This window comes from Geothrix edaphica, assembly GCF_030268045.1.
Lineage (GTDB): Bacteria > Acidobacteriota > Holophagae > Holophagales > Holophagaceae > Geothrix > Geothrix edaphica.
Map to the genome: position 1 here is coordinate 852,769 of NZ_BSDC01000001.1, position 23,765 is coordinate 876,533.

Consider the following 23,765-nt stretch of genomic DNA (forward strand, 5'->3'; position numbering starts at 1 on the left):
GATCCAGAGTATCCAACCGGCGGCCCGGGGGGCCCGCCGGCCGGGCGAAAACCCAGGTCGGCTACAATGGAGCCTGAAAAGGAATCGCATGCAACGCCCCGAACGCCTTGAAGACCAGGTCCACTTTCTCCTCTCCACCCTCGTGCAGCGTGAGCTCCGGGACCCGGAGCTGGGCTTCGTGACGCTCACCGCAGTCCGCCTCTCGCCGGATCGCAGCGTGGCGAAGGTGTATTTCACCGTGCTGCCCGCCAACGGCGGCGACCAGGAGGCCCAGGATCTCCTCACCCGCAAGGCCCTGGGCCGCGCTGCGGGGTTCCTGCGCAGCCAGCTGGCCAACCGCCTCAAGATGCGCCGGGTGCCCGAGCTGCGGTTCTTCCCGGATGGCACCCTGGAAGACGGCAACCACATGGAGACCCTCCTCGCCGAGATCGAGAAGGAGCGGGCCGCGCGCCCCGCAGACCCGGCCTCGGAAGAAGGCTGAATGGTCGAGTCCGGCATCCACCTCGTCCACAAGGCCGTGGGCCAGAGCAGCTTTGACGTGATCCGGGGCTTCAAGCGCCGGGCCTTCGAGGCGGGACAGAAGAAGCTGGCCCTGGGTCACGGCGGCACGCTGGATCCCTTCGCGGACGGGCTGCTGCTGGTGCTGGCGGGCCAGGCCACGCGGCTGATGGAGCTGCTGCACCCCCTGCCGAAGACCTACGTGGCCGAAGTGGCCTGGGGCGTGGAGACGGACACCTGCGACCTGCACGGGAAACCGGTGGCGGAGTCGGACGTGCCGCCTTCACAGGCGGCGCTGGACGCAGTCCTGGCGCCCTTCCTGGGCTGGACCGACCAGGTGCCGCCCGCCACCAGCGCCAAGAAGATCGATGGCGAGGCCGCCTACAGGAAGGCCCACCGGGGCGAGGACGTGGTGATGAAGCCCTGCCGCGTCTTCCTGCTGTCGGCGCGCTGGATCGCCCACGACTTGCCGGGACGCAGCACCCTGGAACTGACCTGCCGGGGCGGTTTCTACGTCCGCAGCCTGGCCCGGGATCTGGGCCGCGCCCTGGGCTGCGGGGCCCACCTGACGGCCCTCCGCCGCACGGCCATCGGCCCCTGGGCAGATCCCGGCGAAGGTCGGGAGCGGCTGCTCACCGGCGCCGAGCTGCTGCCCTGGTGCCCGTCGCGTCTGCTCTCCGACGAGGAGGCGGATCACCTGGGCCACGGCCGGAGCATCCCCGCGGGGGAGGCTCTGCCTGCCACCTGGGCCCTGCCCGAGGGTTTTCCCGACCCCGGCGCCCCGCTGCGGGCCCTGCATGACGGACGTCTCGTGGCCCTGCTGAAGCCCGCCGAAGCGGGACTGCGGACCTTCGCCAACCTGCGGGGCGGGTTGTAGTGAAGCGCATTTGCTGGGACAGGATTAACAGGATGAACTGAAGGGGTAACAGGATTTCAAAAGAATTGATCCTGTTAATCCGGCCTTCAATCCTGTTAATCCTGTCCCCGCATTATTGGAGTGTTGCCTCAGTCCTGAACAGGCACGCGCGCCGCCAGGTCGTCGAGGACCGCCAGCATGTGCTGGCACTCCTCGCAGCTGGTGTGCGGGCTCCCGCAGGGGAAGCCGTCGCTCTGCATGCCGAGGCAGCGGGGCTGCTGGATGAAGCGCGCCAGCTCGGCCATGAGGCCGGAGACCTTCGTGCGGAGCGGGCTGTCCGGGATCTCCCGGAGGGCCATGACGAGCTTCCATTCCTCGGCGCTGAGGGTGGTCTGGATGGCGGTGTCCGTCATGGCTGCCTCCTGGGGGATGGGGGATCCGGGCCTATCTGTCGAGCGCTTCCACGGACTTGATGCCCCAGGCGAAGGCTTCTTCGTTGAGGGGGATCAGGGCGCACTTGTCCTTCAGGGCCACACGGATGGCCGTGAGCATGGTGTCCTTGGGGAAGATGTTCGTGGCGGCCTGCAGGGCGCCCAGGGCCACGATGTTCTTCACCACGGCCTTGCCCAGGTCGGTGGCGATGCCCGTGAAGGGCACGGGGAACAGCTTGATGCTGGGATCGAGCACGGGCGCCTCGGTCACCACGGAGCTGTCGTAGATCACATAGCCGCCCTTGCGGACCGTGGGGCCGAACTTGACGAGGCTGGGGGTGTTGAAGGCGATGAGCACCTGTGGATCGGGGGAGCCGGGGTTCAGCACCTCCTCCTCGGCCACGTGGACATCGGCGTAGGACGTGCCGCCGCGGCTCTCAGGGCCGTAGCTGGGGATGTGGGTGGCGTCGAAGCCCTCGTTGATGGCGGCCCGGGCGATGAGCATGGCCGCGGTCTGGGCGCCGTCACCGCCGGAGCCGGCCAGCTTCAGCGAGATGTCATTCAGCGCCAGATGCGTGGGGAAGCCCTTGCAGAAGCGCTCGGGGTGCTCGGAAGTGGCACCGGCCAGGCTGAGGATCTTCTCGCCCTTGAAGCAGGGCGGGTTCCGCTTGAACCAGGGGTCGACGGTGACGTCCTTCTTCACGCCCAGCGGGTACACGGGCTCCATGCACTCCTTGACCCACTTCTCGGTGTCCTCGGGATTCATCTTCAGGTGCGTGGGGCACTCCGCCAGCACTTCGATGAAGGAGTAGCCGCGGCCTTCCACCTGGAGCTTGATGGCCTTCTGGATGGCCTTCTTGGCCTTGATGCGCTGCTTGGCGTCATAGAGGGCCACCCGCTCGACGTAGATGGGGCCGTCCAGACCGGCGATGAGCTCGGCCATCTTCATGGGCTGGCCGTTATACTCGTTGCGGCCGGAGGGGCTGGTGGTGCTGCTCTGGCCCATCAGCGTGGTGGGGGCCATCTGGCCGCCGGTCATGCCGTAGATGGCATTGTTGATGAAGATGACGGTGATGGGTGCGCCGAGCTGCGCTGTGGCCACGGTCTCGGCCAGGCCGATGGAGGCCAGGTCGCCGTCGCCCTGGTAGCTGATGACCACGCTCTCGGGGTTGGCGAACTTGTGGCCGAGGGCGACTACGGGTGCGCGGCCGTGGGCGGCCTGGCTGTTGCCCACATCGAAGTAGTAGTAGAGGAAGACCGAGCAGCCCACGGGACTGATGGCCACCGTGCGGTCCTGGATGCCCAGCTCGTCGATGGCTTCCGCCAGGTACTTGTGGGCCAGCCCGTGGCCGCAGCCGGGGCAGTAGTGGGTGGCGTGGCCCTTGAGGCCCTCGCCGTGGGAGTGGCGCTCGAACTTGTCGTAGAAGACGCTGGCCTTGCTCATGCGAGCACCTCCTTCCGGCCCAGGACCCGGGTCATGATTTCGCTCTGCTGGGGCAGGACTCCGCCCATGCGGCGGACGTTTTCGATGTCGGGGAACTGCCGGACGCCCGCCTTGCTGAGGGCGAGGCGCACCTCATCCTCCAGCTGCCCGGCGCTGGCTTCCACCACCACGATGCGCTGGGCGCCGCGGATGGCCGTCTTCAGCTCTTCCACCGGGAAGGGCCAGAGGGTGATGGGCCGGAAGAGGCCGGCCTTGATGCCCTGGTTCCTCAGGTCCTGCACGGCGCCCTTGGCCGTGCGGGCCGGAGTGTTGCAGGCGATGAGCACCACCTCGGCGTCGTCGCACAGGAAGGTCTCGGCGCGGGCCTCCACCGCCATGGCCTCGTACTTCGCGTTCAGGTGGACGTTGTGGGCCTCGAGGTCGCTCTCCGTGAGGAAGATCGAAGACACGAGGTTCTTGCGGTGCATGGCATCGCCGTAGACCGCCCACTTGGGGATGCCGGGCTTGATCATGGTCTCGGGCAGCTGCACCTTGCCGGTCATCTGGCCCAGGTAGCCGTCGCCGAGGAGGACCACGGGGTTGCGGTACTTGAAGCTCAGCTCGAAGGCCAGCATGGTGAGGTCGAGCATCTCCTGGGGCGTCGAGGGCGCCAGGGTGATGGCGTGCGTGTTCCCGTGGCCGAGGCCGTGGCAGGCCAGCTTGATGTCGGACTGCTCGGGGGCGATGTTGCCGAGGCCCGGCCCGCCGCGCATGACGTCCACGAAGACGCCCGGCAGCTCTGCGCCGATCATGTAGGACACGCCCTCCAGCATCAGGCTGAAGCCCGGCGAGGAGGTGAAAGTCATGGTGGGCAGCCCCGCGCCGGCGGTGCCGTACATCATGTTCACGGCGGCCACTTCACTGACGGCCTGGAGGAAGGTGCCATCGAGCTTGGGCAGGAACTTGGCCATCAGCTCGGCGCCCTCGGTGGAGGGGGTGATGGGGTAGCCGTAGACGTGGCGGCAGCCGGCCAGCAGGGCGCCCAGGGCCGAGGCGTAGGTGCCCTTGATGACCAGGGGCTCCGTGCGGGGCAGGGGCAGGGTCTCGTCGGGGATGTCCACCGGCACGGGCGCGTCGCTGGGCTTCACGCCGAAGAGCTTGGCCGGATCCTCCAGCTCGAACTCCTCGATCTCGCCCTCGTGGGCGGGCCGCAGGCCGTAGGGCTCGGGGCAGGCGTCCATGCAGAGGCCGCAGGCATTGCAGTTGCTCAGGTCCAGCTCCACGGGCACCAGGCCCGTCAGCGGGTTGATCTGATCGCTGAGGGTGATGCAGTCCTTGGCGCAGGCGTCGAGACACCGGCCGCAGCCCTTGCAATACTCCGGCAGCAGAAAGGGTTTGGGTCGTTCTTTGAGGGCCATGGGGACTCCATGCAGGGACGCAGGTCCTACTAGGGGGAAGTGTCAGGCCCACCCCATGTGCGCGCGGTCACAAGCGGGCCTGAGCGCAGACCAGCGCCGACCAGATGGTCAAGAATGGTGTGGGGACAGGGCGGTCTGTGGGGGACAGACCGGATCTATCGATCCCCCCAATGCAGCTTCTGCTGGAGCAGGGCGAAGAAGTCGAGGCCGGGGCGCTGGAGGAGGGTGATGCGCGTGCGGGCCTGGCGCAGGCGCACCTCGTCTCCGGGCAGCAGCTGGTGGCCGATCTGGCCGTCCAGGGTGAGGTGGGCATCCTCGGCTTCCTCCAGCGTGATGGAGATGGGCTGGGAGGCGGGCACCACGGAAGGCCGCAGGGTCAGGGTGTGCGGGCAGATGGGGGCAATGACGAAGGCCTCCAGGCTGGGATGCAGGATGGGGCCGCCCGCGGACAGCGCGTAGGCGGTCGAGCCCGTGGGCGTCGCCACGATGAGGCCATCGGCCTTGATGGGCCCGGCGTCCTGGTCGCCCACCCGCAGGTGCATGTCCATGATGCGGGCCAGGGCGCCCTTGGCCACCACCGCGTCGTTCAGCACCGTCTGCTGCGCCAGCAGGCGTTTGCCGCGCCAGAGTTCCACTTCCAGGGTGGGGCGCCGGTCCGCGACGAGGGTTCCCGCCAGGAAGGCCTGCACGGTGCTGGCGGCCTCGGAGACGGGATGGGCCGTGAGGAAGCCCAGGGAACCGAGGTTGATGCCCAGGATGGGCGTGCCCCGCATGCCCACGCGCCGGGCCGCGTGGAGCAGCGTCCCGTCGCCGCCGAGCACCAGGCACAGGTCCGCCACAGGATTCGAAGCGCCCAGGTCCTGGTCCAGGTCCAGCCGGGCGGGGGCCAGGCCGGCCAGGGCCCAGGCTTCGGCCATCGCCGGCTCGCCCGTCACGATCCAGCCCCGGTCGAGGAAGGGTGGCAGGGCCGCCCGCAGGGTGGAACCCAGGTGCGGGGATTTGACCTTGGCCACGAGGATCAGTCGCTGGGGCATGCGACCACTCTAACGCTATCCTTTCTGCATGGCTTCCACCCAGGCATCCTCCTCCTCCCCCACGCGCCGGTGGCTCGGCCGGGCGCTGTGGGCCTTCGTGGCCCTCGCGGTCGTCGGCGGCACCACCCTGGCGGTGTCCTGGTCCGTGCTCTCGCGGGACGCGGACAGCTTCCTCACGCTGTTCGCCCTGCGCGTGCCCAAGACCATCACCAAGGTGCTGGACCACGACGGCAACGTCATCGGGATCTTCGCGGAGGAACACCGTGTCGTGATCCCCTACGGCGACATCCCCAAGGCCTTCGTGAACGCGCTGGTGGCCACGGAGGACTCGGATTTCTGGGGGCACAGCGGTGTGTCGGGCCGGGGTCTCATGCGCTCCGGATGGAATTTCGTGACCAGCTTCGGCCGTCGCCGGGAGGGTGCCTCGACGCTCACCATGCAGCTCATCCGCACCGTCACCGCGAAACGCCAGAAGCGCCTGGACCGCAAGCTGAAGGAGATCATCCTGGCGCGCAAGCTGGAGAAGGCCTACTCCAAGAAGCAGATCATGGAGATGTACGCCAACGAGGTGTATTTCGGCGGCGGACGCTATGGCATCGAGGCCGCGGCTGAGTTCTATTTCGGAAAGAGCGCCCCCCAGCTCAACGTGGAGGAGTGCGCCCTGCTGGCGGGGCTGGTCCAGAATCCGAACTGGTACAACCCCTACAATCCGGACCCCAAGGCCCGGGCGGCGGCCAGATCCCGGCGCAACCACGTGCTGCTGCGCATGGTGAAGGAGGACTACCTGAAGGCGCAGGAGGCCAGCCTGCTGGTCGAGAAGCCGATCCGCCTGGCCCGCGAGAACGCCCGTGAAGAGGCCGTGGCCCCCTATGTGGTGGAGGAGGTCCGCAAGTACCTCTATGAGAAGTACGGCCGGGAGCAGGTCCTGAACGGCGGCCTGGAAGTGACCACCACTGTGGACAGCTTCTGGCAGGAGGCGGCCAATGGGGCCGTGCGCGCCGGGTTGAAGGTCGTGGACCGGCGCCGAGGGTTCCGGAAGGACGCGGTGCAGTTCGTGACCGATCCCGAGACGACGCAGCTCAACGGATGGAAGCGCTACTTCGAGACCGGCGACAGCATCCGGGGCGTCGTCCTCGGCTGGAAGGCGGGCAAGGCGCAGGTGCGGATCGGCAAGGCCGTCCTGGAGGTGCCGGAGAGCGCGTTTGCCTGGGCCGGCAAGGATCTCCAGAAGCTGCTGCCCCGCGGGGCCGCCCCGCTCTTCCTGGTGAAGTCCGCCGAGGACGGCACTCCGAAGACTCTGGAGCTGGACCAGGAACCCCAGGTGGAAGGCGCCCTGATGGCGCTCGACCCGAAGACCGGCGAGATCCGCGCCATGGTGGGCGGCTACGACTTCAACCGCTCCAAGTTCAACCGCGCGACCCAGGCCCAGCGTCAAGTGGGCTCCACCATGAAGGCCTATGTGTACGGCGCGGCCTTCACCGCGGGGAAGACGCCCGCCAGCATGGTGCTCGACGTGCCCACGCGCTTCCTGGACACCGTGGACTTCCTCACGGTCACGAACCCGGACGGCACATCGGAATACAAGCCGCTCCGCGGCGGCGTGAAGCCCTACGAGCCGAAGAACTACGAACGGGACTTCTGGGGGCCCATCCCCATCTGGGAGGCCCTGCGCGATTCCCGCAATGTGCCCGCGGTGCGCACGCTCGAGGAGACCGGAATCCTGAACGTCATCGACTTCGCCCGCAAGTGCGGCATCACGAGCAGCATCCCGCCCTATCCCAGCATGGCGCTCGGCTCCGCGGACCTGACCCTCAAGGAGATGGTGCGGGGCTACGCCACCATCGCCAACGACGGCCTCCAGGCCCCCTTGCCCTTCTTCATCAAGAAGGTGGTGGACCGCAACGGCCGCGTCCTCGAGAGCCACAGCGGCGCGGCCACGGAGCAGGTGCTGGATCCCCAGAGCACCTACCAGCTCATCCAGTGCCTCCAGGGCGTGGCCACCAGCGGCACCGGTGCGAAAAGCAACGAGCTGGGGTGGCCCGTGGCGGGCAAGACCGGCACCACGGACGACCACACGGACGGATGGTTCATCGGCTTCTCGACCCGGGTGGTGTGCGGCGTGTGGGTGGGCCTGGACGAGAAGAAGACCATCTTCCGGGGCGCCGATGGCGCCAAGGTGGCCCTGCCCATCTGGGTCGATTTCATGAAGGCGGCCCTGCCCACCACGCCCCGCGAGGAGTTCCAGGCTCCAGAAGGCCTGGAATGGGCGGACATCGACCGCTACACAGGGTTGCTGGCCACTTCCGCGACCGTGGACCGGGTGCTCCACCTGGCCTTCAAGCCTGGCACCGTCCCCAAGTCCGGCAGCGATGCCGAGGCCATCCAGAAGGTGAAGGAGGCCCGTGACAAGGCCAATGTGCAGCCCGTGGAGAACCGCATCTGGGGCCGCCCGAAGGTGGTCGAAGAGGCCCCCAAGCCGGTGGATCTCAACGCGACGGATCCGAACTCCTAGGGTGTGTCCCACCCCATCTTTGCCGCATAGGCACAAAACGAGGGCGCCTTCGCGCCCTCGTTTTGTGCCTTGGGTTGACGCCAGCCAGAGCTGCTACTTCTTCTTCCACGCCTTGGCCGGAGCGGCCTTCCAGGGGCGGGGCGTGTCCTTGGGAGCGGGGCGATCCTCCCAGGTCCGGCTCGGGCGCGCTGCGGTCTCCGGCTTGGGCTTCTGGTAGGGGCGGGGCTTCTCATCGAACTCGCGGCGGGGCTTGAAGCTGCCGTCGGGGCGGGTCTTGGAGAAGGCGGAATCGGGCCGGGGCGCCTCGCCGCGGGCAGCGCTGCGTTCCGCGTAGGTGCGCTGGGGGCGGGGGCCGCCCTCTTTGCGCTCGCGGGTGGAGTCGAAGCGGGGCTTGGCCTTCTTCTCCGGCTCATTCGGCAGGTCGAAACCGGCGGACTTCTCGGCCTGGACCAGGCCCAGCAGGCCCGCCACGAGGCGCACGGGATCAGCGTCCTTCAGCATCTGGGTGGCCTGGGCCAGGAGGGCGGCGCTCGCGGCACCCTGGATGCCATCCAGGAGCTTGGCGGCCTGGGCTTCGCGGATCTCCGCAGGGGTGGGAACGGCGCGCCAGTCCAGCTTGAGCCCGCCGCGGCGGCCCCAGGCCAGGAGGATGCGGCTTTCCTTCCAGCCCACGAGGGCCAGGCTGGTGCCCTTGGCGCCGGCGCGGCCGGTGCGGCCGCTGCGGTGGATGTAGTTCTCGAGCTGCGTGGGGATGCCCACGTGCACCACGAGCGGCAGGCCGGTGATGTCGAGCCCGCGCGCGGCCACGTCGGTGGCCACCAGGTAGCGCAGCTTGCCGTCCTTGAACTGGCCCAGGATGCGGGTGCGGGTGGCCTGGGCGAGATCGCCGTGCAGGAAGGCCGCGGGCAGGCCCGACACCGTCAGCTCTTCCGCGACCTCCTCGGTCTGGGCCTTGGTCTTGGTGAAGATCAGGGCGGCGCTGGGCTGGTCGCGGAGCAGCAGGTTCACGAGGGCCCGCACATGCTGGTGGTCGGGCACCAGCACGGGCGTGTGGGCGATGTCGGCATGCACGGCATGCTCGCCGGCATCGGCCAGCTGGATCTGCACGGGGTCTTTGAGGAAGCGCTTCGCGAGCTTGGCGATGGGGGCGGGCAGGGTGGCCGAGAACAGATAGGTCTGCGGACCTTCAGGCACCTTGGCGAGGATGGTCTCCACGTCCTCGAGGAAGCCCATGTTCAGCATCTCGTCGCACTCGTCGAGGACGATCATGCTCACGCGGCTCAGGTCGAGGGTACCGCGGTCCAGGTGATCCTTCACCCGGCCCGGCGTGCCCACGACCACGGGGGAGCCCATCTGCAGGGCCCGGAGCTGGGGCGGGTAGGCCACGCCGCCGACGAGGTTGGCGATGGGCAGCTTGGGCATGAGGCTGTGCAGCTCGGCACCCACCTGCTGGGCCAGCTCCCGCGTGGGCGCGAGGATGAGGGCCTGGGTGTGGCGCTCATCGGAGAGCCGGTGCAGCAGGGGCAGGCCGAAGGCCAAGGTCTTGCCCGAGCCGGTGCGGCTCTGCACGAGCAGGTCGCGACCTTCGAGGCCCGGCTTGAAGGTCTGGGCCTGGACGGGCATGGGGGTCTCGAAGCCGCGCTTGGCCAGGGCGGCCAAAAGCACTTCGTTGCAGCCGAGGGCTGCAAAGGTCGTCTCACTCACTGGTATCTCCCGGGGCTGTCCCTGCGCGAGTGTGCCGAATGGCAGTCTCTGTTGGCGGACAGCGCCAGCCGGGAGGGGCCCAAACAATCAGCATCCCATGAAATGCCTTGATATTCCAGGAAGAATCGCGAGTCGGGCATACTGGTCCATGGCCCTCCCCCCTGATCGCATCCTCACCCTTCCCCTCGGCTCCGACCCCTCCCTGCGCCGGCGCTACATGCTGCTCGACGAGGATCTCCCGGCCAACGTGCGCTTCGGGCTGATCCTGGAGGTGCTCGACAAGGTGGCCGAGGAGTGCGCCCTCGACTACGCGCGGCAGGCCCATCCCCAGGCCCGGGTGGTGACGGCGGCCATCGACAACATCTATGTGCGCAGTGCCGCCGACGTCCACCGCGATCTCGTGTTCCGCGCGCGGGTCAATTTCGTGGGCCGCACGAGCCTGGAGGTGGGCATCCGCGTCGAGCACGCTGCCGGCGCCGATGGCAGCCCACCCGCGCACATCGCCTCCTGCTACTTCACCATGGTGGCCCGCAGCACCACGGGAGCCGCTGCGGAGAGCCTCGTGCTGCCGGCCTTTGAACCCGACGACGCCCTGGCGGTGCGGCGCTGGGAGCGGGCCATCGCGCGGCGGGAAGGCTACCGGCACCAGCTGCATCAGGCCCAGGAACCCCCCAGCCGCGAGGAATACGCCCTGCTGACGTCCCTGCATGCGGCCCAGGAAGAGCCCGCGTTCCAGGGCCTCATGGCCGCGGACTGCGTCACCAGCGGCTGGGAGCGCACCTATCCGGAGCACGAGAACGTCCCCACCAAGATCTTCGGCGGGCACCTGATCCGCCAGGCGTTCGAGCTGTCTTCCATCTGCGCCGAGCAGGTGGCCCCGCACCGGCCTGTCATCGTGGCGGTGAACCGCATCAACTTCGTCCAGCCTGTGCGCATGGGCGACAAGCTCCAGTTCCTCAGCCGGGCGGTCTACTCCGGGAGCACCAGCGTCTGCGTGGAGACGGACATCATCCGCATCAGTCGCGACCGCACCCAGACGAACCTCTCCAACAGCTGCGTCTTCACGTTCGCGAACGTGGACGACGAACTGCGCCCCCAGCCGGTGCCGCCCATCTATCCCACCACCTACGCCGAGGATGCCCGCTACCTGGCCGCCCACCGGCGCCGCGCGGCACGGCTGGCCTGGAAGGCGTCCCGGGGACGGTGAGCCCGAGGGCGGTAAGATCGCCTCATGACCACGCTGCTCCTCATCCGCCATGGCATCGCCGAGGACCTCCGGTCCGGCCAGCGCGACGCGGACCGCGCGCTGACCCGCGAAGGCTGGACCAAAACCCGCGCGGCCATGCAGGGCCTGGTGGCCCAGGGCCACGTCCCCACCCGGGGCTTCAGCAGCCCCTACCGCCGCGCCATGGAGACCATGGCCTGCCTCCAGGAGGCCGCAGGGGCCTTCCCCATGGAGACTTCCCTGATGGTGCTGCCGGAGAGCCGCCCTCCCCAGGCTGACCTCTGGCTGCGGGGCCTGGCGGCGGAGGCGGAGGGCACCCTCGCGGTCATCAGCCACCAGCCCTTCCTCGGGGAGCTGATCTTCCACCTCACGGGCCGCAGCCTCGAGGTGAAGAAGGCCAGCTGCGCCGTCATCCGCTGGGAGGCCGGTGTCTGGCGCTTCGAGCGGCAGTACCAGCCGTCGGAACTGAGGCATGGATCATGAGGCCCCAGGCCACCTTCGTGACCCTGGCCTCAGGCGTGAAGCTCCACTACCGCGTGCAGGGGAATCCCCAGGGCCCCTGGCTGGTGCTGCTGAATGGCCTGCTGTCGGACACCACCATGTGGGCCGGGGTGCTGCCGGGCCTGGCGGACCGCTACCGCGTCCTCACCTTCGACAGCCGGGGGCAGGGGAAGTCCGACGCGCCCGAGGCGGGGCCCTATGCCACGGCCCTGCTGGCGCAGGAGGCCTGGGAGCTCTTCGGCGCCCTGGGTGTGGAACGTCCCTGGCTCGTGGGCCTGTCCAACGGCAGCGCCATGAGCCTGGAGCTGCTCACCACCCATCCCGGCGCCTTCGCCGGGGCGATCCTCACCAGCGCCATGTGCCGCATCGACTTCGCCATGGCCCTCAAGACCGAGCACTGGGCCCGCTGCCTGGAGGTGGGCGGCCCTCTGATGCAGTTCGACGCCGTGGCGCCTTTCCTCTGGGGCGACGCATTCCTGGAGGCCCGCCACGGCGTGCTGCGGGCCTACCACCAGGTGGTGACGGGTGGCGCCGGGAAGCCTCTGCACGGCAACCTGCACCAGATCCGGGGGATCCTCGGCTGGGACATCCGGGAGCGCCTGAGTCTCATCCAGGATCCGGTCCTGCTGCTCTCCGGCGCCGAAGATCTGCTGACGCCGCCCTGGAAATGCCTGGAGACCGCCCGGCGCATTCCCGGGAGCCGCTTTGAGATCATTCCGGGTATCGGGCATGCCTACCCCGTGGAGGATCCCAGGAAATTCGTGGCATTGATTCGGGCCTTCATGGATAAAGTCGACGCCGGGTTTGGCCGATAGGGGAATCTGGCCTACCATACATGCTTCCCCGAGCCACTTCCGACTCGCCCTGCCCCGAGGTGACCTATGGCCACCCCTTCTCAGTCTCCCGCCATCTTGAGCTTGCAAGAGCTCAAAGAGCTCTCCATCGGCAAGCTGGCCGAACTGGCGAAGGATCTGCAGATCGAGAGCCCGCTGTCCATGCGCAAGCAGGAGCTGGTGTTCCGGGTGCTCCAGGCCCAGGCCGAGCGCGAGGGCCAGTTCTTCGCCGAGGGCGTGCTGGAGGTGCTGCCGGAGGGCTTCGGCTTCCTGCGCAGCCCCGACCAGAACTACCTCGCCGGGCCCGAGGACATCTACATCTCGCCCAGCCAGATCCGCAAGTTCAACCTGCGCACCGGCGACACGCTCTCCGGCATGATCCGCGCCCCCAAGGAGGGCGAGAAGTTCTTCGCCATGCTGCGGGTGGACGCCGTGAACTTCGATCCGCCGACGCTGGCCAAGGAGCGCATCCACTTCGATGACCTGGTGCCGCTCTACCCCAAGCACCATCTGCGCATGGAGCGGGACGCCCAGGAGCTGAGCACCCGCGTCATGGACCTGATGACGCCCCTGGGCAAGGGCCAGCGCGCCCTCATCGTGGCCCCGCCGCGCACGGGCAAGACCGTGCTGCTGCAGAACATCGCCAACTCCATCACCGCCAACCACCCGGAAGTGTTCCTCATCGTGCTGCTCATCGACGAGCGGCCCGAGGAAGTCACCGACATGGAGCGCAGCGTGAAGGGCGAGGTGGTCTCCAGCACCTTCGACGAGCCCGCCACCCGCCACGTCCAGGTGGCCGAGATGGTCATCGAGAAGGCCAAGCGCCTCGTGGAGCACAAGAAGGACGTGGTGATCCTGCTGGACTCCATCACCCGCCTGGGCCGGGCCTACAACACCGTGGTGCCCCCCAGCGGCAAGGTGCTCTCCGGCGGCGTGGACTCCAACGCGCTGCAGCGGCCGAAGCGGTTCTTCGGCGCGGCACGCAACATCGAGACGGGCGGCAGCCTGACGATCATCGCCACGGCCCTCATCGAGACCGGCAGCCGCATGGACGACGTGATCTTCGAGGAGTTCAAGGGCACCGGCAACAGCGAGATCGTGCTGGACCGCAAGCTCAGCGACAAGCGCATCTTCCCGGCCATGGACATCCAGAAGTCCGGCACCCGCAAGGAGGACCTGCTCATCGACGCCGCCAAGCTCGCCAAGATCTGGGTGCTCCGCAAGATCCTCAGCGCCAGCGGCCCCAGCGAGAGCATGGAGCTGTTGGTGGATCGGCTCGGGAAGGCCAAGACCAACGATGAGTTCCTGGCCAATCTCCAGGAGCCGCCCCCGCGGCGCTAGCCATGACCGGCATGGCGCAGCATTGGGAGAAGATCCACGCCACGAAGGGCAATGCCGTGAGCTGGTACCAGCCCACCTCAACGGAATCCGCGCGGCTGATCCGGGCCTGCGGGTTGCCACCGGGGGCTTCGGTGCTGGATGTGGGCGCCGGAGCCTCGGTGCTGGTGGATGAGCTGCTAAAAGCGGGCTATCGGCCCACCTTGCTGGAGATCGCGGAAGCGGCCTTCGTCCGGGTGAAGGACCGGCTGGGGGCGAGGGCTGCGGAGGTACGCTTCATCCTGGGTGACATCACGGGGACGGAATTGCCCGAGGCCGCCTACGATCTGTGGCACGACCGGGCGGTCTTCCACTTCCTCACGGAGCCGGCCCAGCGCACGGCCTACGTGCAGGCCTTGCAGCGGGCTCTGAGACCTGGCGGCTTCGTGGTGCTCGCCGGATTCGCACCCGACGGCCCCGAGAAGTGCAGCGGCCTGCCGGTCTGCAGGTACGATGCGCAGGGCATCGCGGAACAGCTGGGGGCTGAGTTCGAGTTGCTGGAATCCGTGAGGGAGCTGCACCCCACGCCTTCCGGTGCCACCCAGGCCTTCCAATACACGCGGTTCCGGCGGCTCTGAATCCGGCTGCGCCGAATCCAGAGTTGGAAACGCTTCGCGTTTCAACAGAGCAATCGGTTATGCGGGAGGCGCCAGCCTCCCAGCTCTGAATTTGGCCGCAGGCCGAATTCAGAGCCCCGGCTAAACTGAAAGGTCGTTTGAAAGCCCAACCGTGACCTTCCCCCACAGCCCCTTCCACATCCGCGACATCGAGGTGCCCAACCGCCTCGTGATGGCGCCGCTCCACGAGATCACCGACCAGCCCTTCCGGAAGTTCATCCGGGAGATCGGCGGGGTGGGGCTCACGGTGTCGGAGATGATCAGCAGTGAGGCCCTGATCCGGCATGCGGTGAAGGCGGAGCGGATGATGGCGGCCACTGGCGAGCGGCCCCTGTCCATGCAGATCTCCGGGGGGCGCCCCGAAGCGCTGGCGGAGGGCGCGGCCCTGTGCGAAGCGGCGGGCGCCGACCTGGTGGACCTGAACATGGGCTGCCCGGCCAGCAATGTCACGAAGGGCGGCGCGGGCTCGGCGCTGCTGAAGGACATCCGCCTGGCGGAGCGCTGCGTCACGGCCATGGTGAAGGCGGTGAAGGTGCCTGTGACGGTGAAGATGCGGGCGGGCTGGGACGCGTCACAAAAGGAGCGGGGCGAGTTCCTGGACTTCCTGCGCATGTTCGAGGCCGTGGGCGTGCAGGCCCTGGCGATCCATCCCCGCACCCGGGCCCAGCAGTACGAGGGCCACGCGGACTGGGGCATCATCGCCCGCGCCGTGGAGGCCGGCACGTCCTATCCCATCATCGGCAACGGAGACGTGAACGCCCGGGAGGATGCCTACCGGATGGTGGAGGAGACGGGCTGCGCCGCCGTGATGATCGGCCGCGGGGCGCTCTACAACCCCTTCCTCTTCCGCCAGATCCTGGAGCCGGAGTTCGTGGTGACCACGGAGATGCGCATCGACGCCACCCTGCGGCTCTTCCAGATCCTGCTGGATCTGCTGGAGCCCCGCGAGGCCCTGCACAAGATCAAGAAGATCGGCGCCTGGTTCACCAAGGGCGTGCCCGGCGGCCACGGCTTCCGCCAGAACCTCCACGCCGCCAGCGACCCCCAGGCCCTCATGGCCGCCATCGACGCCCTGAGGCATCAGGCGGCCTAGCGCCTGCGCCCTCCGCCGCCGAAGATGGACCCCATGACGCCACGGATGATCTGGCGGCCGATGGAGCTGCCGGCGGCGCGGATGACGCTCTTGCCGAAGGCCTCGACCATGCTGTCGGAGCGGCGGGTGGGTTCCTTCGCGGCCTTGGCCTCCGCCTTGGCCTGGGCCTCGGCGGCCTCCTGCTGCATGGCCACCTCGGCGCGGGCCTTCAGCTTCTCAAAGGCGCTCTCCCGGTCCACAGCCTGCTCGTAGTGGCCGGCCAGCAGGGAGCTCTTGATGACCTGCTGCCGCTCCTCGGGCGTGATGGGCGCCAGCTGGCTTTCGGGCGGGCAGACGAAGGCGCGCTCCACCACGGTGGGGCGGCCCTTCTCATCCAGCAGGGAGACCAGGGCCTCGCCCACGGCCAGCTCGGTGATGGCCGTGGCCACGTCGAGCTCCGGGTTGGCGCGGAAGGTCTCGGCGGCGGCCTTCACGGCCTTCTGGTCGCGGGGCGTGAAGGCGCGCAGCGCGTGCTGCACCCGGTTGCCCAGCTGGCCCAGCACCTTCTCGGGGATGTCCAGCGGGTTCTGGCTCACGAAGTAGACGCCCACGCCCTTGGAGCGCACCAGGCGCACCACCTGCTCGATCTTGTCCAGCAGGGCGTCGGGCGCATCGTTGAAGAGCAGGTGCGCCTCGTCGAAGAAGAAGGCCAGCTTGGGCTTCTCGGGATCGCCCACCTCGGGCAGGCGCTCGAAGAGCTCCGACAGCAGCCAGAGCAGGAAGGTGGCGTAGAGCTTGGGGGCGTTGATGAGCTTGTCCGCCGCCAGGATGTTGATGACGCCGCGACCCTTGGCATCGGTCTGCAGGAGGTCGTCGAGGTCGAGGGCCGGCTCGCCGAAGAAGGCCTCGGCGCCCTGGCTCTCCAGCTCCAGCAGGCCGCGCTGGATGGCGCCGATGCTGGCGGCGGAGACATTGCCGTACTGGGTCTTGAACTCGGCGGCATGGTCGCCCACGAACTGGAGCATGCTGCGCAGGTCCTTGAGGTCCAGCAGCAGCAGGCCGTTGTCGTCGGCGATCTTGAACACCAGATTCAGCACGCCGCCCTGGGTGTCGTTCAGGTTCAGCAGCCGCGAGAAGAGCAGGGGCCCCATGTCGCTGATCGTGGTGCGGACCGGGTGGCCCTGCTGGCCGTAGAGGTCCCAGAAGGCCACCGGATAGCCCTTGTACTCGAAGCCCTCGAGCTTCAGCTGCCCGACGCGCTCGGTGACTTTCGGGTTGTCGCCGCCGGGCTTGCAGACGCCTGGCAGATCGCCCTTCACGTCCGCCAGGAAGACCGGCACGCCGATGGAGGAGAACCGCTCGGCCATGGTGCGCAGCGTCACCGTCTTGCCAGTGCCCGTCGCGCCCGCCACCAGCCCGTGGCGATTGGCCATGCGGGGCAGCAGGACGAGTTCTGAGGTGCCTTTGGCGATCAGCAGGGGCTCGGGCATGGGGGCCTCATGACAGTGGTACGAGTGTGGTGAAGCTCAGGCAGGGCCTGCGGCCGTGGCCTCTTCCAGGGCGAAGGCCACTGCCTCGGTCTGGGGAGAGCGCCGGATGGCGCAGGTCTCGGCGGGGCAGCGCTCGCAGTAGAGGCGGCCGCAGGGATCCACGTGGGTGTGGACTTCGCCCTCGATGTCGGCCTCTTCCAGCGTGCGCTTGCCGAAGCTTTCGCAGAGGTCATGGGCCTGGCGCACGGGGTAGTACTCGGGCACCACCATGTGCACGTCCACGTGGGTGTAGCGGCCCGAGCGGAAGGTGCGCATCTCGTGGACGGCGATGATGTCCCAGGTCCGAACGCGGTTCATGGCCGCGAGCACCTTGGCCAGCACCTCCGGATCCTCCATATCGAGCAGGGCCTGGGAAGACTCCTTCACCAGGCGGAAGCCCGTGCGGGCCAGCAGGAGGCCCACGATCATGGCCATGACCGGATCGAGCCACTTGATGCCCGTGAACTTCACGGCGAGCAGGCCGGTGACGATGCCCACGGTGGTCCAGAAGTCGGAAAGGATGTGGTGCCCGTCGGCCTCCAGGGCCCTCGAGCGGGTCTTGCGGCCCTGGGTGAGAAGGAACCAGCCCAGCAGGCCGTTGATAGCGCCGGCCAGCAGGTTGACGGCCAGGCCGCGGCCCAGATCCTTCAATACGACACCATGGATGAGCCCTTCGGTGGCCTCGAAGAGGATGAAGGCCGCGGCCAGGGAGATCAGGCCGCCTTCGAAGGCCGCGCTGAAGTGCTCGATCTTGCCGTGGCCATAGGGATGTTCCTTGTCTGCGGGCTTCCCGGCGAAGACCACGGCGCCCAGGGCGAACACAGCCGCCACCACGTTCACCACGCTCTCGATGGCGTCGGATTTCAGGGCCACGGAGCCCGAGAGAACGTAGGACAGGTACTTCAGCCCGAGGACGACGACGCCTGCCGTGATGGAGACGAGGGCGACGCGGACCCGGGATCGCTGTTCGAGGTGTTCGGCGGACATGGCTGCTCCGGCTTTCACGGTACCAGCGGCCGAGCTTGCAGGCTCACTCGAACCCATCGAACAACCCCCGCTGCACGCCGTTGCCTGGGTCCGCCGGGAAGGGGAAGGCCGCGGGCGGGAACCAGGGGCGCTCAGGGTCGAAGGGCGGTGGTGGTGGCAGGTCCGGCGGCAGCCAGCGGAGGGCCGGGGCGGGCTGGATCTGGGCGAGCATGGCCTGGGCGCCGGCTTCGGGAGGCACCGCGGGCACCCGGAGGAGGATGGCCGGGGGATGATCCAGGGTGTCGGGCCAGGCCGCAGGCTGGAGGGCGCGGGCCTCCAGCGGTGCGGGATCCCGCGGATCCGCGGCGAGGCCGGGCGTGAAGGCCCCGGGGGCAGGGGGGAGCGGCAGGCTCGCCCGCCAGGGCAGGCCCTCCCGCAGGGCCTGGCGTCCGAGCAGGGCCGCGAGCCGCGGATCGCCGCAGGCGCCCAGATGGATGGGCGTCCTCAGCCGCTCCTGGAGCAGGGCCTTCAGGGCCCGCAGCTGCCCGAAAGCCGCGGGCCAGGCTCCCCCGGCCCGCTGGAACTCGATGCCGCCCACCAGGGCCAGACGCCAGCCAGCGGCCCGGCGCAGGAAGGGGAGGTCCACCCAGGCGTTCGCCGACATGCGCTGGGCCAGGCCCCGCTCCGCCGCGCCCTGGGCTTCCGACATGGCGGCGGCCAGGGCCTCGCCCGAAGCCAGGGTGGAGAGGGCCCCGATGGGCAGGGTCACCTCGCCCCAGAGCCAGCCGGGAGGCACTTCATCGCCGGGCGCGGGGGTGCCCAGGTCAGGCAGGTGCCAGGCGATTCCGGTCCGTAGAACCCAGCCCACGACGCCCTGGCGCCAGGCCTCGCCGAGCGGGCCCTCGGGCATCTCCGGGGCATGGAGCCAGGCCCGGAAGGCGCCTCCGGGCAGCTGGGCCGCCGCATCCGGCCCCAGGTGCAGGGTCAGGCCGGGAATGGCCGAGATGGCCTCCCACCAGCCCTGTCGGGATTCCGCGGGGAGGGCCTCCATCCAGGCCGGGGGGTGGTCCCAAATCAGGCCGAAGCCGCCGGGGAGCAGGGCCGCCAGGTTCATGAGCCGGGCCAGGGCACGGCCCGGCGCCGCATGCACCGAGGCCAGCCCTTCTTCCAGGAACCGCGAGCCCGCCCAGCCCGCCCAGGGGCCGTCGGTCGCCGCGCGCAGCATGAAGCCCCGGCCTTCGTTCTCCGTCACCGGGCCCCCCTGGCAACGGATTCCGGTCTCCCCTGCAGGGGCGCGAACATGGGCCGGCCCGCGCCGCCGGGCGAGAAGGCCTGGTTCCAGCGTTCCCGCAGGCGCCGGGCAGATTCTACGGCGGCCGCGCGATCATCCAGCCCCCACAGGCGCAGGCCCAACCAGGTGGCGGACAGGAGACAGCCCGTGCCCCGGCGCTGGCCGGGCAGGCGCGGGGCGGCTTCCAGCGGCATGATGCCCTCCTGCGTGATCCACAGGTCCTGCACCAGGTCGCCCGGGGCGTGACCGCCCTTGAGCCATACGGCCGAGGCTCCCGCCACCAGCCAGGGGGCTGCCAGAACCTCGGGTGCCGCTCCGCGGATGGCTTCCGGTGGCAGGCCGGCGAAGGCGGCGGCTTCGCCACGGTTGGGGCTCACCACCCACCCGCCCATGGGCAGCAGGTCCGCGGCCATGCGGCGGAGATCGCCGCCGTCGTGCAGGCCCACGCCCGCGCTGGGGGCCAGGATGGGATCCCAGATCCGCAGGGGCGGCGCAAGATGGCGCAGGGTGACGCAGAGCCGCCGGAAGTCGCGGGGCTCAAGGGCGCAGAGGCTGAGCTTCACGCCCCAGCGACCCGCCAGATGGGGGGCGAGGGTTTCGAGGCGCTGGACCGGGTCCAGCCCCGGAGCTTCGATCCGGGTGCAGGCCAGGCCGTTCTGGAGGGTCTCCGCCAGGCTCACCGCCATGGGCTGGCAGCCCAGCTCCGCCAGCGCCAGGGCATCCCGCAGGAGGCCCGCCCCTGCGGACGGATCCATCCCGCCCAGGCACAGGGCGACCGGCGGGGCACTGGGGCGGGTGGCATCCATGGCGAAGCCCCAGGATGACACAGGATGGGCACCCGGCGCTGCCCCCGAGGTTTCCCCGGATCACAAAGAATGACGGGGTTTACAGCGCTCCGCCTTGGGGAAAACGAGGGGCCGGGCCCCTCGCGGGCTCCCAAGAGTCATCGGCCTTTAATATTTAAAAAAAGTGCTTTGACATGAAACAGGGCCCACCGAAGTGGGCCCTGCGATCCTGGTGTCCGGCCTGGGCCGGTCAGCCTGGTCCTACTTGCGCTTCTTGCCGCCCTTGCCGTTGACTTCGTCAGCGAGCTTCTTGCCGGGCTTGAACTTGGCGACCTTCTTGGCAGCGATCTTGATGGGCTTGTTGTCGCGGGGGTTGCGGCCGGTGCGGGCGCCGCGGTTGGCGACGGAGAAGGTGCCGAAGCCCACGAGGGTGACCTTGTCGCCGGAGCGCAGGGCGGAGGCGATGCCACCGAGGACCTGATCCAGGGCCGCAGCGGCCTGGGCCTTGGTGATACCGGCCTTGTCGGCGACGGCGCTGACCAGTTCAGCCTTGTTCATGGAAACCTCCGAATTTGGGGATCTGTGTCCCCGGGTTGAGGAAAACGAAATCGGCTCCACATGGAGACGACCGTGGCTGTTAGGTTTTCGAACATCATTGGCCCGGAAAGGCCCATGAATACTGTATTTCCTAAACTGCCAAGAAGCTACGCCGCAGATGCAGCATGGTCAAGGCTTTTCTTTCGAAAAAAAATGCAGATCCGCCGCCCTGGGGCCTCTGGGCCGGCATGGAACACACGGAAGGCCGAAAATACTACGGCCTAAGTTCCATGTATGTCGCAGATCGCCGTAGAACGGGCCATTGGGGGAGAGACCCCTCCTGGAAGGCCCGCAGAGGGGCGATTCGGGGCCTATGATGGGTCCTATGACACATCCCTACTTCCTCACCGTGGCCTACGCGGGCGGGGCCTTCCACGGCTGGCAGATCCAGACCAGCCTGCGGAGCGGCCAGGGGGACCTGTGGCAGGCCCTGCGGGCCTTCGATCCCGAGGCGCCCATGCCCCAGGGCACCGGCCGCACAGATGCGGGCGTGCATGCCCGGGCGCAGGGTGTGCTGATCCACACCGCGCGGGCCTGGGACCCCTACCGCCTCCTGGCGGCGCTGAACGCGCACCTGCCGAAGGACATCCGGGTGATGCAGGCGCAGCCCGCTCCGGAAGGCTTCTTTCCGCGCCAGCATGCGGTGGCCAAACGCTACATCTACCGGCTGGGCCTCGGACCGGCGGAGGATCCGCTGCTGGCGCCCTTCCGGTGGCACGTCCACCAGGCCGTGCCGCTGGATCTGGCGGCCATGGCGGATGCGGTGCCCCCCCTGCTCGGCACCCACGATTTCTCCAGTTTCCGCTGCGTCGAGTGCGCCGCGAAGACGCCGGTCCGAACGCTGCACGGCATCCGCATCGTTCCCGGCGAGGCCGGCGCGGAGCTCATCTTCGAAGGAAGCAGCTTCCTCATGCACCAGGTCCGCATCATGACGGGCACGCTGGTGGAGGTGGGGAAGGGGCGGCGGAGGCCGGATTCCCTTCCTGCCGTGCTGGCCGCCAAGGACCGCACGAGGGCGGGGCTCACCGCTCCGCCATGGGGGTTGTGCATGGAGAAGGTCTGGTACGAAGCCCGCTGGGGGATGGGCGACCCCAGCCCCTGGGGCGAGCGCGAGTAGACAGGCCTCGGTCTTCAGTCCAGATAGAACCCCACGCCCTGCCAGACCTTGAAGCGGGTCTTGCCGTCCTTCGAGGCGGCCGGGTCGAACACGAGCTTCTTCGCGGCTTCCACGCAGGCTTCCCCCGCCTCGTTCACCTCTGGCCCATCGCCCGGCAGGCCCTGGATCAGGCGCGACGCGACGACCTCGCCCTTCTCGTTGATCAGGACGTTCACCACGACCACGCCCTTGGGTCGGCCGGCGAACAGGCCCGAGGATTTCAGGCGCGGAACCACCCGGTTCAGGTTGATGGGCCGGGCGGGCTGGACCTCCTGGCTGAGCACCACCAGGTCCCCCTCGGCGGGGACGGCGCTCAGCTTGCCGCGGAGCTCCTCGTTCTCGGTCTTGGCCTTCGCGGCCGCGGCCTTGGCCTCCTCGGCCTCCTGTCGGGCGGCCTGGAGATCCTGCAGGATGGCGTCGCCGCCGCGGCCATTCTCCTGGAGCGTGGCGCGGACCTGGTCCGCCTCTTTACGGGCGGCTTCGGCCTCGGTGCGGGCCAGGTCACGGGCTTTCTGCGCCGCGGCCAGCTCCTGCTGGATATCCTCGGTGGCCGCCAGCCGCTGCTTGAGGTCGTCGCGCTCTTCCGTGAGCCGCTTGACCTGGGCCTGGAGCTGGGCGGGCGTGGGCTTCTTCGCCGCGGCGAGGGGCAGGGCGATCAGCAGCAGGGCGATGACGATACGCATGGCGCCTCCAAGTCCGGGAGAGGTCAGCGCATGGTGCCCGGCTGATCCCCTTCCCTGGTGAGTTTCGACGTCTTGAGAATCCCACGCTTGATGAGCCGGGAGAAGATGGCGAGGCACTCATCCTGCTCGAATGGGGCGATGGTGAGGATGTCGCGGATGGACCACAGGCCGTTCACGCGGCTGGCCAGGAAGGCCTCGTTCGGACCGAGGTCGGTGGTCATCAGCTCATCCAGGCTCACGGCCAGCACGGGGACCAATTCCTGATCCAGCTTCCGGTCATCGAGGAGATCCTGGACCACGGCCATCATCCGGCCAGCGTCCACATGGCGGGGCTGGTCCTTCAGGATGCGCCGCAGCTCCTCCTGGGCCTCCTGCAGCTTCTGCTTCTCCACCAGGGCCCGGGCGCGCTGGAGCTGGAGGCTCGGATTCTCACCCAGGTTGCCTCCGGCATGCACGAGGCGCACCAGGCCCTTCTCGTGGAGGTCGAAGAGCAGCTTGTTGATCTTGAACTCGGGCATGCGGATATCCAGCACCAGCTGGTCCACGCGGATATGCCCGTCCAGGCGGGCCAGGAGGTCGGCATCTTCGGTGGCCAGGGGCAGGCGCTCGGCGATGGCCTCGGGAACGGGCGCCAGCACGGCATCGCCGCCCCGGATGACCCTCCGGATGCGCTTCCAGTCGTCCATCCGGCGGGCGCCCTCCAGCACGATGCCGGTGACGTCGAGGCTGAGCAGCATGGACTTCTGGTGGGAGGCGACGCCATCGTGGAACTCGAAGCTGCCCACGCTCCACAGGAACGTGTCGTAGATGCTCTCCTCGACCTTCAGCTGGACGATGCGCCGGATCTCGGCTTCCGTGATCAGCTGGCGGTTGATGAGGATGCGCCCCAGCAGCTGCTGTTCGTCCTCCTGGGTGGCCAGGGCCTCCCTCAGCTGATCCTCGGTGATGCGGCGGAAGGCGAGGAGGTACTGGCCCAGGTACTCGCGAGGATCCGAGGACCAGACGCTGGTGATGCGGCCCTCGTGGAAGGCCACGCGCTTGGTGTGCAGGGGGCCGCGGAGTTCGAGGACACCGGATTTCTTGCCCACGGCGAGCCACTGGAAGAGATCCTCCAGGCCCATCGTCGCCAGATCACCGCTCAGGGCCAAGACCGTGCCTCCTGTCCTGACAAGGCTACCTGGATCCTGGTTGGAAACCCAGGCTGATCAGGATTCTACAAGCCTCCGGACCCAGCCCGTGCCTCGGCTGGGGTGGGTC

Annotated in this window: 22 protein-coding genes; 10 read left to right on the plus strand and 12 right to left on the minus strand. The window is 68.6% G+C overall.

The window, feature by feature from the left end; translation table 11 throughout:
- Nucleotides 1-88: 88 nt before the first annotated feature.
- Both rbfA and truB read left to right on the plus strand, forming a co-directional pair.
- The gene (gene rbfA / locus QSJ30_RS03780) at nt 89-481 is read left to right on the plus strand and encodes a 30S ribosome-binding factor RbfA (protein WP_285606542.1); all 393 of its coding nucleotides are present in this window, start codon (nt 89-91) and stop codon (nt 479-481) included.
- Entirely contained in the window at nt 482-1,375 is an 894-nt protein-coding gene (gene truB, locus QSJ30_RS03785; RefSeq protein ID WP_285606544.1) for a tRNA pseudouridine(55) synthase TruB, read from the plus strand.
- Between the two features lie 128 nt (nt 1,376-1,503).
- Here the strand turns inward: truB and QSJ30_RS03790 are convergent, their stop codons facing one another.
- From QSJ30_RS03790 to QSJ30_RS03805, 4 genes are all read right to left on the minus strand, one after another.
- Nucleotides 1,504-1,767, minus strand: a complete 264-nt coding sequence (locus QSJ30_RS03790; protein ID WP_285606546.1) for a hypothetical protein — start codon at nt 1,765-1,767, stop codon at nt 1,504-1,506.
- A 31-nt stretch (nt 1,768-1,798) separates the two neighbouring features.
- Nucleotides 1,799-3,229, minus strand: coding sequence for a 2-oxoacid:acceptor oxidoreductase family protein (locus tag QSJ30_RS03795; RefSeq protein WP_285606548.1), 1,431 nt, complete (start codon nt 3,227-3,229; stop codon nt 1,799-1,801).
- Nucleotides 3,226-4,626 (minus strand): 3-methyl-2-oxobutanoate dehydrogenase subunit VorB, encoded by a 1,401-nt coding sequence (gene vorB, locus QSJ30_RS03800; RefSeq protein WP_285606550.1) that lies wholly within the window; start codon nt 4,624-4,626, stop codon nt 3,226-3,228. The genes QSJ30_RS03795 and vorB overlap by 4 nt, the downstream gene beginning before the upstream one ends.
- Nucleotides 4,627-4,781: 155 nt before the next feature.
- The gene (locus QSJ30_RS03805) at nt 4,782-5,660 is read right to left on the minus strand and encodes an NAD(+)/NADH kinase (RefSeq protein WP_285606553.1); all 879 of its coding nucleotides are present in this window, start codon (nt 5,658-5,660) and stop codon (nt 4,782-4,784) included.
- Between the two features lie 28 nt (nt 5,661-5,688).
- On the opposite strand from QSJ30_RS03805, the gene QSJ30_RS03810 reads away from it, so the two are divergent.
- On the plus strand, nt 5,689-8,172 hold the full coding sequence (locus QSJ30_RS03810) for a penicillin-binding protein 1A (RefSeq protein ID WP_285606555.1): 2,484 nt from the start codon (nt 5,689-5,691) through the stop codon (nt 8,170-8,172).
- A gap of 93 nt (nt 8,173-8,265) precedes the next feature.
- Here the strand turns inward: QSJ30_RS03810 and QSJ30_RS03815 are convergent, their stop codons facing one another.
- Nucleotides 8,266-9,876, minus strand: coding sequence for a DEAD/DEAH box helicase (locus QSJ30_RS03815; RefSeq protein ID WP_285606557.1), 1,611 nt, complete (start codon nt 9,874-9,876; stop codon nt 8,266-8,268).
- A 148-nt stretch (nt 9,877-10,024) separates the two neighbouring features.
- On the opposite strand from QSJ30_RS03815, the gene QSJ30_RS03820 reads away from it, so the two are divergent.
- The 6 genes from QSJ30_RS03820 to dusB all read left to right on the plus strand — a co-directional run bounded on the left by QSJ30_RS03820 (nt 10,025) and on the right by dusB (nt 15,522).
- Nucleotides 10,025-11,083, plus strand: a complete 1,059-nt coding sequence (locus QSJ30_RS03820; RefSeq protein WP_285606559.1) for an acyl-CoA thioesterase — start codon at nt 10,025-10,027, stop codon at nt 11,081-11,083.
- A 24-nt stretch (nt 11,084-11,107) separates the two neighbouring features.
- On the plus strand, nt 11,108-11,584 hold the full coding sequence (locus QSJ30_RS03825) for a SixA phosphatase family protein (protein ID WP_285606561.1): 477 nt from the start codon (nt 11,108-11,110) through the stop codon (nt 11,582-11,584).
- On the plus strand, nt 11,581-12,417 hold the full coding sequence (locus QSJ30_RS03830; protein ID WP_285606563.1) for an alpha/beta fold hydrolase: 837 nt from the start codon (nt 11,581-11,583) through the stop codon (nt 12,415-12,417). The genes QSJ30_RS03825 and QSJ30_RS03830 overlap by 4 nt, the downstream gene beginning before the upstream one ends.
- Before the next feature lie 96 nt (nt 12,418-12,513).
- Nucleotides 12,514-13,776: a transcription termination factor Rho gene (gene rho / locus QSJ30_RS03835; RefSeq protein WP_285608041.1), complete on the plus strand. Its 1,263-nt coding sequence runs from the start codon at nt 12,514-12,516 to the stop codon at nt 13,774-13,776.
- Nucleotides 13,777-13,778: 2 nt separating this feature from the next.
- Entirely contained in the window at nt 13,779-14,390 is a 612-nt protein-coding gene (locus tag QSJ30_RS03840; protein WP_285606565.1) for a class I SAM-dependent methyltransferase, read from the plus strand.
- A gap of 151 nt (nt 14,391-14,541) precedes the next feature.
- Nucleotides 14,542-15,522, plus strand: coding sequence for a tRNA dihydrouridine synthase DusB (gene dusB, locus QSJ30_RS03845; protein ID WP_285606567.1), 981 nt, complete (start codon nt 14,542-14,544; stop codon nt 15,520-15,522).
- Here dusB and QSJ30_RS03850 read toward each other — a convergent pair.
- The 5 genes from QSJ30_RS03850 to QSJ30_RS03870 form a co-directional block, all read right to left on the minus strand.
- On the minus strand, nt 15,519-16,991 hold the full coding sequence (locus QSJ30_RS03850; protein ID WP_285606569.1) for a helicase HerA-like domain-containing protein: 1,473 nt from the start codon (nt 16,989-16,991) through the stop codon (nt 15,519-15,521). The two genes, dusB and QSJ30_RS03850, sit on opposite strands and share 4 nt — an antisense overlap.
- Before the next feature lie 36 nt (nt 16,992-17,027).
- Nucleotides 17,028-18,017, minus strand: coding sequence for a cation diffusion facilitator family transporter (locus QSJ30_RS03855; RefSeq protein WP_285606571.1), 990 nt, complete (start codon nt 18,015-18,017; stop codon nt 17,028-17,030).
- A gap of 43 nt (nt 18,018-18,060) precedes the next feature.
- Nucleotides 18,061-19,248, minus strand: a complete 1,188-nt coding sequence (locus QSJ30_RS03860; RefSeq protein WP_285606573.1) for a hypothetical protein — start codon at nt 19,246-19,248, stop codon at nt 18,061-18,063.
- Entirely contained in the window at nt 19,245-20,093 is an 849-nt protein-coding gene (locus QSJ30_RS03865; RefSeq protein WP_285606575.1) for a bifunctional hydroxymethylpyrimidine kinase/phosphomethylpyrimidine kinase, read from the minus strand. Before QSJ30_RS03865 ends, QSJ30_RS03860 begins: the two co-directional genes overlap by 4 nt.
- A 240-nt stretch (nt 20,094-20,333) precedes the next feature.
- Nucleotides 20,334-20,681, minus strand: a complete 348-nt coding sequence (locus QSJ30_RS03870) for an HU family DNA-binding protein (protein WP_476620517.1) — start codon at nt 20,679-20,681, stop codon at nt 20,334-20,336.
- Between the two features lie 313 nt (nt 20,682-20,994).
- Here QSJ30_RS03870 and truA point away from each other — a divergent pair, with 313 nt between their 5' ends.
- On the plus strand, nt 20,995-21,786 hold the full coding sequence (gene truA / locus QSJ30_RS03875) for a tRNA pseudouridine(38-40) synthase TruA (RefSeq protein WP_285606579.1): 792 nt from the start codon (nt 20,995-20,997) through the stop codon (nt 21,784-21,786).
- A gap of 14 nt (nt 21,787-21,800) precedes the next feature.
- Here the strand turns inward: truA and QSJ30_RS03880 are convergent, their stop codons facing one another.
- A complete protein-coding gene (locus QSJ30_RS03880; protein ID WP_285606582.1) occupies nt 21,801-22,508 on the minus strand; it encodes a hypothetical protein in 708 nt (235 codons plus the stop codon).
- Nucleotides 22,509-22,531: 23 nt separating this feature from the next.
- Complete coding sequence (locus QSJ30_RS03885) at nt 22,532-23,656, minus strand: DUF4388 domain-containing protein (protein ID WP_285606584.1); 1,125 nt, start codon at nt 23,654-23,656, stop codon at nt 22,532-22,534.
- Nucleotides 23,657-23,765 lie beyond the last annotated feature (109 nt).